The 12,752-nt window shown below is 42.8% G+C and carries 14 protein-coding genes; 2 read left to right on the top strand and 12 right to left on the bottom strand.

What is annotated here, in order from left to right:
* Window positions 1–24 precede the first annotated feature (24 nt).
* Both BLP85_RS10895 and BLP85_RS10890 read left to right on the top strand, forming a co-directional pair.
* Window positions 25–669 (top strand): START domain-containing protein, encoded by a 645-nt coding sequence (locus BLP85_RS10895; protein ID WP_092820110.1) that lies wholly within the window; start codon window positions 25–27, stop codon window positions 667–669.
* Window positions 670–933: 264 nt separating this feature from the next.
* A complete protein-coding gene (locus BLP85_RS10890; RefSeq protein WP_092820109.1) occupies window positions 934–1,824 on the top strand; it encodes a LysR family transcriptional regulator in 891 nt (296 codons plus the stop codon).
* 98 nt (window positions 1,825–1,922) lie between these two features.
* Here the strand turns inward: BLP85_RS10890 and ahr are convergent, their stop codons facing one another.
* The 12 genes from ahr to BLP85_RS10830 all read right to left on the bottom strand — a co-directional run bounded on the left by ahr (window position 1,923) and on the right by BLP85_RS10830 (window position 12,572).
* Window positions 1,923–2,945 (bottom strand): NADPH-dependent aldehyde reductase Ahr, encoded by a 1,023-nt coding sequence (ahr, locus tag BLP85_RS10885; protein ID WP_092820108.1) that lies wholly within the window; start codon window positions 2,943–2,945, stop codon window positions 1,923–1,925.
* A gap of 18 nt (window positions 2,946–2,963) precedes the next feature.
* Entirely contained in the window at window positions 2,964–3,548 is a 585-nt protein-coding gene (locus tag BLP85_RS10880; protein WP_092820107.1) for a DNA-3-methyladenine glycosylase I, read from the bottom strand.
* A gap of 20 nt (window positions 3,549–3,568) precedes the next feature.
* Window positions 3,569–3,814 carry a hypothetical protein gene (locus BLP85_RS10875; RefSeq protein ID WP_092820106.1) on the bottom strand — a complete coding sequence of 82 codons (246 nt, stop codon included), beginning with the start codon at window positions 3,812–3,814 and terminating at the stop codon, window positions 3,569–3,571.
* A 17-nt stretch (window positions 3,815–3,831) separates the two neighbouring features.
* Window positions 3,832–4,374, bottom strand: a complete 543-nt coding sequence (locus tag BLP85_RS10870; protein WP_092820105.1) for a M23 family metallopeptidase — start codon at window positions 4,372–4,374, stop codon at window positions 3,832–3,834.
* A 61-nt stretch (window positions 4,375–4,435) separates the two neighbouring features.
* A complete protein-coding gene (mutY, locus tag BLP85_RS10865; protein WP_092820104.1) occupies window positions 4,436–5,470 on the bottom strand; it encodes an A/G-specific adenine glycosylase in 1,035 nt (344 codons plus the stop codon).
* A 123-nt stretch (window positions 5,471–5,593) separates the two neighbouring features.
* Window positions 5,594–5,956 carry an HIT family protein gene (locus BLP85_RS10860; protein ID WP_092820103.1) on the bottom strand — a complete coding sequence of 121 codons (363 nt, stop codon included), beginning with the start codon at window positions 5,954–5,956 and terminating at the stop codon, window positions 5,594–5,596.
* Between the two features lie 69 nt (window positions 5,957–6,025).
* Window positions 6,026–6,766 (bottom strand): dienelactone hydrolase family protein, encoded by a 741-nt coding sequence (locus BLP85_RS10855; protein WP_092820102.1) that lies wholly within the window; start codon window positions 6,764–6,766, stop codon window positions 6,026–6,028.
* A 358-nt stretch (window positions 6,767–7,124) separates the two neighbouring features.
* A complete protein-coding gene (locus BLP85_RS10850) occupies window positions 7,125–7,826 on the bottom strand; it encodes an FKBP-type peptidyl-prolyl cis-trans isomerase (protein ID WP_092820101.1) in 702 nt (233 codons plus the stop codon).
* Window positions 7,827–7,875: 49 nt separating this feature from the next.
* Window positions 7,876–8,580: an FKBP-type peptidyl-prolyl cis-trans isomerase gene (locus BLP85_RS10845; RefSeq protein ID WP_092820100.1), complete on the bottom strand. Its 705-nt coding sequence runs from the start codon at window positions 8,578–8,580 to the stop codon at window positions 7,876–7,878.
* Between the two features lie 271 nt (window positions 8,581–8,851).
* Window positions 8,852–11,044: a polysaccharide biosynthesis tyrosine autokinase gene (locus BLP85_RS10840; RefSeq protein WP_092820099.1), complete on the bottom strand. Its 2,193-nt coding sequence runs from the start codon at window positions 11,042–11,044 to the stop codon at window positions 8,852–8,854.
* Window positions 11,045–11,062: 18 nt separating this feature from the next.
* A complete protein-coding gene (locus tag BLP85_RS10835; RefSeq protein ID WP_092820098.1) occupies window positions 11,063–11,491 on the bottom strand; it encodes a low molecular weight protein-tyrosine-phosphatase in 429 nt (142 codons plus the stop codon).
* Between the two features lies 1 nt (window position 11,492).
* Window positions 11,493–12,572, bottom strand: coding sequence for a polysaccharide biosynthesis/export family protein (locus BLP85_RS10830; protein WP_092820097.1), 1,080 nt, complete (start codon window positions 12,570–12,572; stop codon window positions 11,493–11,495).
* Between the last annotated feature and the right edge of the window lie 180 nt (window positions 12,573–12,752).

Genomic DNA, 12,752 nt, shown 5'->3' with positions numbered 1-12,752 from the left:
AATTAAAATAAGAAGCACAATGGAATGAAAAAAGTGATATTGATGGCCTGTGCAGTAGCAATGCTTGCTACTGCGCAAGCTAAACCTGTGGATAATGCCAAACTCAGTATTAACAAAAATAATATTAAGGTCTGGACCTATCAAAACAGCCAGAACCCGGTATTTTTATATAAAGCTGAAACCACCTACGATACGCCTTTTGAAAAGGCCGTTGGTCTGATTCTGGATGTCGACCATGCGGTGAAATGGGTGCCGTATATGGGCAGTATTAAGGTTCTTTCCCGGGATGACAAAAAAGGCGAATTTTTATTGTATATGGTGCTGGATTTTCCTTTCCCGCTGAAAGATCGTGATCTGGTGGTGCAAGGCAAAATGATGAAAGATGCTCAAGGCATGATCACCATTAAAAATAAAGCGGTTGATAAAGCGTATGCCAAAAATCCGAATTATGTACGTTTAACCCATTATGAAGGCGATTGGACTTTTCAGAAATTAGCCAATAACAAAGTCAAAGTTTCCACGTATGGTTATGCCAACCCTGAAGGTTCTATTCCTTTAACCTTTGTGAATATGTTTGTACAGCAGCAGCCTTATCAGATGCTGCAAAAGATGAAAGCTGAACTGGCCAAACCCTCGAGTATTCCGCTGTTGCCTGAAGCATTACGCTAATTAAAAAACTAAAAAGTCCGCATTGTGCGGACTTTTTTCTAAATATATTTTATGAACAGGATGGATCATCTCCTGCTTTACAGCAGTGAGCTAGGGCAAAGGTGGCTGGTCCGTAACTATTGAATGCCAATGCAAGCGATGGATTGCTGGATGTATACAATCTTTAAATTTTGAAGATGAACGTGATTTTAAAGGTTTATTGTTGTTAAAAAATACATTACTTTGCACAATATTATTGATGAATAATCAATACATGAGTGGAAGATGAAATCGACCATTGAAGAACTCCACGCTTTTGTGACTATTGTCGATAGTGGCTCGATTGTGATGGCAGCCGAGCGTCTGGGACAAACCACATCCGGGGTGAGTCGAGCTTTGCAACGTCTGGAGAATAAGCTCAATGTGACCTTGCTGGAACGTACCACACGCAAGTTGAAATTGACCCAGGAAGGGCAACTATTTCTGGAAAAAGCCCGTAAAATTTTAAACGATTTGGCCGAAGCTGAAGATGCCTTGCTAAAATCTGATAGCGATACTTCGGGACGGATTCGGATAGACTCTGCGACCCCTTTTATCTTGCATGTCATTGTGCCGCTGATGCAGGAGTTTATGCAGCAATATCCCAACATCGAAATTGAACTGAATAATCATGATCAGGTGATTGATTTACTGGAGCATAAAACCGATGTCGCGATCCGGTTTGGAGAACTGCACGATTCAAGTTTACATGCCAAGTTATTATGCCGCAGCCGCCTGTATATTGTGGCGAGCCCTGTTTACCTGGAACAACATGGAGTACCGCAATCTCCAGCAGATTTATCCCAGCATGCTTTACTGGGTTTTAGCCAGCCGACGCATTTAAATACCTGGCCGGTTCAGTTGAATGGTGAAGATTTGATTGTTCATCCCAAAATAAAAGCCTCAAATGGAGAAACGGTCCGGCAACTGGCTTTACAAGGCTTGGGCATAACCTGTTTGTCGCGTTTTTTGGTCGAAGATGATTTACAGGCTGGTCACCTGAAGGCCTTATTTGAAGACCAAATTCGTCTGTATTATCAGAACATCCATGCAGTGTACTATCGACAAGAACATCTGCCGAAAAGGGTGCGCTTATTTATCGAATTTCTGGCACAAAAACTGGCCGTATATTTATAAGTGACTTAACGACTAATTTGTCAGAATGAATAAAAATCTGCCAAGCACGATTGCTCTTGGCAGATTGGATTTAAGTGAAAATTAAATTGAAAAATGAACTAGAAATCCGCTTTGAGTACAATCCGGTAACGGGCCTGACCCGAATGGAGATGTTCAATGGCTTGATTGAGCTGTGACATTGGAAAAACTTCAGTTTGCGGTGCAATATTTTTACGCGCTGCAAACTTCAGTAATTGGCGTAGTGCCGCAGGGGAGCCTGTAGGGGAACCGGTCACGGATTTTGCACCACCAATCAATGTGCCGGCCGAGATCTGCATGGGTTCCAGGGGAAGCCCCAGCATATGCACGGTACCGTTTGGCGCAAGAGTAGCAAGGTAAGCTTGCCAGTCCAAGGTCACGTTGACTGTGCTGAGTAGTAAATCAAACTTGCCTCGTTGTGATTTAATGGCTTGAAGATCCCGGCTATTCACCACATGATCTGCACCCATGGCCTTAAGCTCTTCAGTTTTGTCCAAATTTGAAGTAAAGGCGGTAATTTCACAGCCCCAGGCTTTTAGCAGTTTGATTGCCATATGACCCAGGCCGCCAATCCCGATCACACCCACATGATGTATGGCTTGAATTTGATGTTTTAGAATCGGATCAAATACGGTAATACCACCACAGAGTAGCGGTCCAGCACTTTCAGGATCCAGATCTTCGGGCAGGGGAATCACCCATTGCCAGCCGGCACGGACTTTGTCGGCAAATCCACCGGCATGGCCTACAATGGTCGCTTTTTTTTCACCGCTACACAGCACTTGCTGACCCGATACGCAGGGATCGCAATACTGGCAACTTTCTGCTGTCCAGCCGATGCCCACGCGCTGTCCCACTTTCAGGCCTTTGGCTTCTGAACCCAGCTGTACAATGGTGCCGATAATTTCATGCCCGGCCACCACGGGATAAACCGAAGACTTCCAGTCATTATTGATTACTGAAATGTCGGAATGGCATAAACCGCAGTATTCAACTTTAACTTCAACCTGATGCGACTGCAGTTCTCCGGCATCAAACTGATAGGGTTCAAGTGCTGCACCTGCCTGCATGGCTGCATAAGCATGGATAATATTATTACTCATGGAAAAATCCTTTCCTGATCATTTTAATGATGAACCTGTTTTAAAAGAGCAATGGTTTTCATGATCATCGACCATCCCCACAGCCTGCATAAAAGCATAGCAAGTAGTGGGTCCTACAAATTTAAAGCCTTTCTTTTTTAAAGCTTTGGATAGTGCAAGGCTGATGTCGGTTTGGGCCGGTGCCTGACGATAATTGGGCACATCATTGTATAGGGTGTGATATTCAACAAAGCTCCATAACCAGTCTCTGACATTCATTTGTTGTGGTTTTAGTTCTTGGCTTAAATACTGCCAGGCCATGGCATTCTCACGAATAGCTTTGAGCTTGCCGATGTGCCGGATCAGGCTGGCATCCTGGAGCTTACTTTCCAGCTCTGCATCACTAAACTGGGCGATCTTGGCTATCGGAAATTGAAAGAAATGTTCACGGTAAGCTTCACGCTTTCTCAGCACGGTAATCCAGGACAAACCGGCCTGCTGTCCTTCCAGGCACAGCATTTCAAATAAATGCGCCTCATCATGACTGGCTTTGCCCCACTCATGATCATGGTAGGCCATATACAGTGGATCATTCGAGCACCAGCCACAGCGTTGAATCGACATTTCTGATACTCCTTAAGCACTTATAGCTTAAATTCAGTCCATTGATCGTGCTGGTTATCCCAGTAATACAGTTCGGCTTGCGGTAAGTCAGTGAACTGAATCCACATGTCTTTACCCGTTTTTTCTGCAAAACCGGTGCTGATCAAAAGCGCTTCTTCGGTAATTTCCATCACCCAGCCTTGATGGGTTTGTCCCGCCAACACAATTTTTTGTTGATTGCCTGATTCAGCAAATTCGACCAAACGATTGATCAACGCTTCTGACATGAATAGTTCCTAAAAAATTAACGTAAATAAGGATAGGGATTGACCACACCACGACCCTTACCCTCCAGGTAAATGCCATAGTGTAAATGCGGTGCCGTATGGCGTGCATTGCCGGTATTGCCGACATAACCAATCAGATCACCTTTTTTGACATAATCGCCGACACTTAGGCCGCGTTTATGCTCATCAAGATGGGCATAGTAATGCCAGGTTCCACCCGGTCCCAGAATCCAAACCACTTTACCACCCAAATTGTTATTGCGTAAGTCGGCAATGAGACCTTCTGTTGCACTCAGAACTTTTGTTCCACGTGGAGCCATAATATCAATGCCTTCATGGGTGCGGCCATGACTGCGCGAAGCTCCCCAGGTATCCTTTAGCTGTCTGGCTTTGATATTCTTTACCGGAATAGGTAATGACGCGTTCAGCTGCATACTTTTCAGCTTTTGCACCTGAGCCGGGGGGAGGGGGGAAGTAGAAGGTTTATGCGGTGTCGAGGTACATGCCGCAATCCACAAAATGCTAAAACCCAACAATAAGGTTGAAATAAAACGTAGCACTGTTCATCCTTTTTTCATTCTAATCTATATGAAATTATTCGAACTACAGTGCCTGACTATCTCATAAATTTACTGCAGAGATCAATTTTTTCATCGCAGTGGGCAGGCCCATTGCAGTTGCGCTTTGTGGGCTTAACCAGCTGCCATTCAGTTCAATCGCAAGATGTTCTTGCTGGTCAGTATCGACTTCAAAACACAAGGCTTCCAGTTGCCAGGTAAAATGAGTAAAACTATGCGTGATTTGCGCACGTTGAATCACTTTTTTTAAACCTAAAGATTGGCACAGTCGTTCAAATTCGGCAGGATCTTCGATAATCGGCAGGCACCACAAACCACCCCATAAGCCACTATTGGGGCGTTGTTGCCATAACCATTGATCATCAGACTGAATCAGCAAAACTTGCGCTGATTTTAGCGGAACAGGTTTTTTGGCTTTTTTAAACGGCAGCTCGGTTTTCAGTCCCTGTTGATGGGCCTTGCAGTGCTGCTGCATCGGGCAATATAAACACAAGGGTTTTTTCGGTGTACAGATGGTTGCCCCCAGATCCATAATCGCCTGGGTATAGTCATGATTGCGCTCAACCGGGCACAACTGTTCTGCCAGTTGCCACATGGCACGTTCATGCACTGGTTTGGACAGGTCATCTTCAATGGCAAAGAAACGCGCCAATACCCGTTTGACATTGCCATCCATAATTACGCCGTACTGACGCAAACCGAGGGACATCAGTGCCCCGGCAGTGGATGGGCCAATTCCGGGAAGTTCAATCCATTCTTCTAATGTCGCTGGAAAATGACCTCGACCAGCCACCATTCCCGCCGCTTTATGCAAATGTCGGGCGCGGGCATAATACCCCAGACCTGCCCAATACGGGGCTACATCATCCCAACTGGCCTGTCCTAAATCTGCTACCGTCGGAAAGCGTTCGATAAAACGCTCGAAATATTGCAGCACGGTTTTCACTTGAGTTTGCTGCAACATAATTTCAGAAACCCAGACCTTGTAGGGATCATCCGCGATTTGCCAGGGCAAATCATGACGGCCATGAACGTCAAACCAGGAAAGCAGGGCATCGGCAAAAGAAAACTGTGACATGTGAACCGTAGCGTGGGAATAGATGAATAGTATAACGAAAATTGCCCAGTACTGCGGCGTTGTCCGAAGCAAAAAAAATGATGCCGAAGCATCATTTTTTGAGTGATAACGCACAATCCATTTTTAATCGCTGATCATGCCCCAACGCTCATCAAGCTTCAATGTCTGACCTTCATAGCGTGGAATGATGTGAATATGCAGATGTTCATCAGCCTGACCAAACACCGCACCATCATTAAAGCCAATATGAAAGCCGGCAGGATGATAACGTAGCTTCAACTCATTACGGGCAAGCTCAAGCAGGGACATCAGACTTTTACGTTCTTTGTCGGTGATATCAAAAAAAGAGCTGACATGGCGCAGGGGAACAATAACCGAGTGACCTTGAGATAAAGCATTTGGCTCGGGCAAAATTACACCGAAATCATTCTTATCAATGATGTCATATTCATCAAAATTGCAATATACACAATTGTTTGTCGTCATTATTGTATCCTCTCTAAATGATCCATCACTGGATGGGTAAAAATAGCAGGGCCATCTTTACCTTCATTGTTATTCACCAAGTCGCGTTTTAAATAATTCATACATGGCAGATAAGCCTTGCTGCTCAGCTGCTGCGTTATAGCCCAGATCAATACCATTGGCTTTGGCACGCTCATCTGCAAGCGGGTTGCTAAAGCCATGTTTGGAGCCTTCAAAAATGATCACTTCATGCTCGACTTGAGCAGCATGCATCTCTTCTTTAAAGCGAGCTACATCATCCAGGCTGACCATGCTGTCCAGTTCTCCGTGGAGCACCAGAATTTCTGCTTTCACCTGTCCGGGTTGTGCAGGAGTTTTCGGGGTCAAGTTGCCATGGAAGGTCACGACCGCTTTTAAATCGGCACCGGAACGTGCCAGATCCAGCACCACCTTGCCGCCATAACAGAAGCCTATAGCTGCCAGTTTATCTGCATTTACTTCTTCTTGCGCAGCTAATGTGGCCAAACCTGCGGACGCACGAGTCACAATTGTTTCCGGATCTTGAAAGGTTTGCATCATCCATTCGCTGGCTTGAGGCACAGCTGTAGTGACTTTTTTATCCCCGTACATATCAATGGCAAAAGCAGCATAACCATGTTCGGCCAGCTCACGCGCGCGTTGTTCGGTGTAATCGTTTCGTCCCCACCATTCTGGCGCAACAATAATGCCCGCGAGCGGTTTCTCTGATTCAGGTGCGGCAAAATATCCAATCAACTGGGTTCCGTCTGGCGCGGTGTACTGAATTTCGCGAGTTTTAATGCTGAGAGCCATGGATTTGATCCTTGTAATAAATAAAAAATGTCTAAATTAAAAAGATAGAAATGAATTTTCTTTAATGATTGTACAAGATCGTTCAGTTTTGGCAGCAACTATTCTGCATAAATTGAAACATGCTTTTAATTAACCAGGATATGTATCTAAATGTTGAATAAATATAGGGTTAATCTTATTTCTAGGGTGTGGCAAAAGAGAAAATAGATCGGCAGGATTTTAAAAGAATGACCTCTGCCAGCATGAAGTGCAAATGGTCTAATGCATTTCATCCATGTTAAAAATGGCGAGCAGCCCTAACTGTGGGGGGGTCAGGTTAACTCACTCGCTATTTTTACATGAAACAGGGGCTGATCGATTACTTGCTGGATTTAGGCAATACTTCAAGCAGTTCGACATCAAAAATCAAGGTGCTATTCGGTTCAATCACATCGCCGGAACCAATTTGACCGTAGCCCAGCTGTGCCGGAATGAAAAAGCGGTATTTGGCCCCTTCTTTCATCAGCTGTAAGCCTTCCGTCCAGCCTTGAATCACCTGGCTGACCTGAAATTCCGCTGGCTGGTTCCGGGCGATTGAACTGTCAAACACGGTTCCATCAATGAGCCGACCTTCATAATTGACTTTAACCACGGAATTGGCCTTCGGTGATTTTCCTGTACCCTGTTTTAAAATCTGATATTGCAAACCGGATTTGGTGCTTTGAACACCTTCTTTTTTGGCATTGGCTGCTAAAAATTCCGCCCCAATTTTGGCATTGGTTTCGGCCTTTTGTTTTAATTCAATCAGCTGTTTTGCTTCACTCTGCTTTTTATGCTGGTTCAAAACACGAGCCATTTCTTCATCGGTCAGGGCAGATTTACCGCCTTGCGTGGCTGTCTTTAGACCCAGGATGAAAGCCTCCAAGTCTAAATCTTTAAACGAGTCAGCATTGCTACGTCCCATTAAGTAACCGAAACTGTAACCAACCTGTTCCTTTAAACTGCTGCTATTAGTCACCGTTTTTGCAAAACTTGCCGTGGTACACATGCATAAACAAAGGAGTGTTATAGATGTTTTCATTTTCTTATCTCAAGATAAATAAGGAGAGCAAAAGCTCTCCTTAAAATTTTTATTTTACTTTAATCAGTTCAACATCAAAAATCAGGGTGCTATTGGCAGGAATCATGCCCGGAACACCTTGTTCGCCGTAGCCCAATTGTGAAGGAATATAAAGGGTAGCTTTACCGCCTTCCTTCATCAGTTGTAGACCTTCAGTCCAACCCGGAATGACCTGATTGAGCGGGAATTCAATCGGTTGTCCACGTTCAATCGAGCTGTCAAATACCTTGCCATCGACCAGTTGGCCTTTGTAATGAACGGTAACAACAGAAGTTGCGGTCGGCTGTTTACCGGTACCTTCTTTGGTGATTTTGTACTGCAAGCCTGAAGCCGTGGTTTTCACACCCGGTTTTTTCGCATTTTCAGCCAAGAAATTGTCACTTGAGGATTGAGCTGTTTTGGCTTGATCCAGCTGTTTCTGTTGCATCTCTTTCTGGAACTGCTGATAGGCTTGTTGAAGTTCTTGTTCTGTATAAGCCGGTTTATTACGAGCATGTCCTTCACGCACACCTGTAACAAAGCTGTTAATGTCTAGTTCAGGCGGGGTTTGATGTGCGACTTCATAACCGAGCGCATAACTGATTTTTTCAACAGCAGAGGCATTTTTTGATGCTTTTGATGTCACAGTAGCCGGGTTTTGAGTTGCATAATAAACAGGTACAAGTGCAGCACCGCCTAAAAGAACAGCGACAGCGATGGGTAAGGCTTTACTCATAGGTTTTCCCAAAATCATTTTATATTAAAAAAGTTGCATTAATTTTAGCAGACTTTTCTATCCAGCACGTTTCGAGCGAATCGTGGTGTATAGAAACCCAATATATTCTTATCAACCCAACTATTCTATAACAGTCTGAATATATAAAACATTTCTCATACAATAAAATATCTGTTTTTTATTTTTATAAAAATAATTATAAAAAACAAAAGCCAGTGATTTCCACTGGCTTTTAGCCTACAACGCTTCAAATTATATTCATGAAACAGATTTAATCATTATTTTTCGAAGCCTTATAACTATAAGCATAGTTATAGCCATATCCATAGCCATAAGCGCCCGAGCCACGTTGAATATCATTCAGAATAAAGCCATTCACTTTCACATTGACCTGTTCAAAACGATTGACCGTTAACTCCAGTTCTTTCATCTGCGATTTTGCATATCGTGCAATAACTAAATTCACACCCGCATATTGTGAAATGATAATACCGTCTGTTACTGCCAGTACAGGTGGGGTATCAATAATAACATGATCATAGCGGGGTGAAATTTGCTCTAAAAGTTCCGAAAATTTTGCCGAACTTAAAAGCTCTGAAGGATTGGCTGGGCTTTTGCCACGAGTGATCACATCCAGATGGGGAACTTCAGTGGATTTAACAATACTCTCAAGTGCTTGTTGACCATTTAAATATTCAGCCAAACCGGATTGATTGTCCTGGTTGAAATATTTGTGTAAATAACCACGACGCATATCGCCATCAATAATTAAGACCCGTTTATTGCTTTGCGCCAAAATTGTCGCTAAATTGGCTGAAATAAAAGATTTACCCACTTCAGGGGCAGGGCCGGAAATCATGATGATATTGTTTTTGGCTTCGCTTAAAGCAAAATGAATGGCGGTACGCATACTGCGTAAGCTTTCAATCGCAATATCATCGCTATTTTTAATGGCTAAGATAGGAATGTGCTTTTTCTTTTTCAGAAGCTTAATCCGACTTTCTTGAATCGGTGAACGTGGAACAGTGGCATAGACCGGCAAATCCAGTTCATTTTCAATTTGATCGGAATCTTTAATCCCAGAGTGCATCATATTGCGTAATAAAGCCAGTAAGGTTCCCAGGAAACCACCCACAAAAACAGAAAGAATTAATACAATTAGTTTTTTAGGCTTAATCGGTTCAATTGGTAATACCGCAGTATCCACAACCCGAACATTGCCAATTTCACCTGCTTTGGCAATACGCAATTGCTGGTATGAGTTAAGCAGGGCGGTATAAAGCTGCTGTTTGACTTCAACTTCACGGTAAAGCTGCAAATAGCGGCGCTGCAAATCAGGCAACTGTTTTAAGGTGCCATTCAGCTCACCAATTTTTTTGTTGATTGCGCCCAGTTGAGCATTCATCTGTTCCATCACTGGATGTTCACTGGTGTATTTTGCAGAAGCTTCCGCCAGTTTCTGTTCCAGTTCAGCTTTAGAGGTTTCAAGCTGAATGCTCTGGGTCAAATACAGTTCGGATTCTTTGGTTACATCAACAGTATTATATTGTTGACGGAATTTGTTGAATTCTCGTTCAGCCCCATCAAGCTGCTGCTTTAATTCCGGTAACTGTTCTTCAAGAAATTTAAGTGTTTGTGCAGTTTCAGCGGAACGGCGTTCAATGTTTTGATGGCTATAGGCAACCAGAATCGAGTTGAGGACTTTGGTGATATGTTCTTTGTCCTGACCTTGATAATTTAGACCCAAGATGCCAGTCAATTTACCTTTTTCAGCCACAGAATAATTCTCTGTAATTGAAAGCATTGCTGCAGGTAAAGACATTTTTTCAATATTATAAGTGTCTTTGAGTTGATCTTGAGTATAAATAGCCACTTTCCATGTTCCAAACTCTGAACTATGGTGGTTCTCTTGATTGGTGAGTCCAGTAAAAACCACTTGCTGGGTTTCTGCATCCGTTAGAATGAATTTATTGGCATTAAAATCAAGCAGCAGATCCTTGTCTAAGTAGTCGGCTGGAACTTCAAACTTGCGAACCTCAAATGACTGGGCATCATCCTTAAATAACACAGATTTATTTTGATATTGGGTTTGATAATCATGTGGATTTAACAAGCGATCAAAAAAACCGTTTTCTGTCCCGGAAATCTTTAAATCCAGGTTTAGGTTTTTAATGACAGAGCCAAGTACTAAACGTGATTTGAGCAGTTCAATTTCAGTTTGAGCAGGTTGCTTCTGCTCAATCAAATTTGATAAATCACCCAATAAAGCTGCAGAGGTACCTTTACTTTCTTCGACTTGTACCAAGGCATCCACTGAATAGGTATCCGGTGTTGTTCTTAAATATAACAGTGCAGAAACCAGACTTAAAATGATGCAGAGTGCGATAAGTTTCCATTGAGCTATGAGTGAAAAGAAGAGTTCTTTTAAGTCAATGGTATCTTCAGTATTGGTATTTTGGCTCATAATTTTGCTATCAAAAAGTTAAATATGTTGTGTCCAGTCACTAATACAATCCTGTATTAACTGACAGGTTTCATCAAAGACCAATTGCTCATGCTGGTAAGGGTCAGGAACGTTTTTGCCTTGCCAATGCCCTAAGCGAAAAGTTTTTCCTTTCGCAAAAGGCCAGGTCTGCTCTATATGCTTTTGCTGATTTTGGCTCATGACTAAAATCAGATCGGCCTTTTTAATCAGATTGGCGTTCAGCTTTTTGGCAATATGCGCGCTCATATCAATGCCTAGGCGCTGCATACAAAGGGTGGCTTTTGGATCCGCCGCATGACCGGTTAAACCGGAAATACCTGCAGACTCAATATGTAGTTGCTGATACTGCTGTTTTAAAAAATATTCAGCCATCGGACTACGACAGATATTGCCTACACAAACCACAAGAATATTTTGAATATTCATATTAGTTGCCCAAATTATTAGCTGTATTAACTAGGCTAGAAAAAGGCACCATCTGGTTAATTATACGTTGCCAACGCGCCAGGCCAGAAGCATCGACATAGACAATATCATTGCTACGCATCTTGAACTTATTGGCTAAACCAAAATCGGCAATACTGGTTAAATCCAATTGATAAACTTCTGTAGAGCTATCCCCGGCATTGCTGCGAACCACATAAATCTTACTTCGGCTCGCAGACAGCGGATTTAAACCTAAACTTTCACCTAAAACATCACTTAAACTCATGCCCTGATCGCGCATTGGCAGAGATTGGTTTTTACCCGATTCACCCATCACATAAACTTTTTGGTTTTCACGTGAATTGACATATAAAGTGTCATTGGGTTGGAGCAGCAGGTTATGTAAGGACAGTCCGGCTTTTTCCAGCTCAATACTATTGAGCTGATAGCTACGACCTTGTCTGACCAGCGTAATAGAAGCATTATCCCCTTGCTGGGAATTCACCCCACCTGCCATACCTAAAGCCGTATATACGCTGACAGGTTGATCGCTAAGCGCAAATTGTCCGCCTTTCATCACATTGCCTTGCACGGAAAAGCGTTGACCTTGATAAGACAATACCCGGGCAATCACATCCGGGGTTTTTAAATAATGGGAAAGTTGGCTACGTAACTCCTGGTTGACCTGAGTCAATGACTTTCCTGCGGCTTTATAACGTCCAATCATGGGAAACTGGATGTAGCCATTTTGGTCAATTTGATAACCGTTGGCCTGAACGGCTTGTTCATTATTAATTGTATTGGTCGGTGGAGTAATTTCAGGATAGGCCCAAAGATAAATGGAAAGAATATCTCCGGGACTCAATTTATAATTTTTATGGGAAGTATGAAATAAATGGGCATAATCCTGACGAATATTAATTTCAGCCGGCTGCACGGCAAACAGCGATTCTTGAGTGAGTTTGATTACATTGACTTGAGTGCCCAAATCCGTTTGATAAACCCCTTCACTAGGTAAATCATAAGTTTGTAAACCAGAAGTGATTGCACAACCAGTCATTCCTAAACTCAGTGCAAACATAACGCTATAACGGTAGTAACTCACTCGAAATCCTGTTTATAAAAATAATTTGAAATTAATATATGGGCGTAACTTGTCCAATAAATGAAATTTGAACAATAATATTTTATACCATTAATGTTTTGTTACCTAGTTTAAGATGTTGTTGAATCGTAAGATGTTGGGTATAGGTGTGGAAAT

Source organism: Acinetobacter kookii (assembly GCF_900096895.1).
In the GTDB taxonomy this organism is placed as follows: domain Bacteria; phylum Pseudomonadota; class Gammaproteobacteria; order Pseudomonadales; family Moraxellaceae; genus Acinetobacter; species Acinetobacter kookii.
Note: the sequence above shows the minus strand (reverse complement) of the source record. Positions and strands in the feature narration are given on the sequence as shown.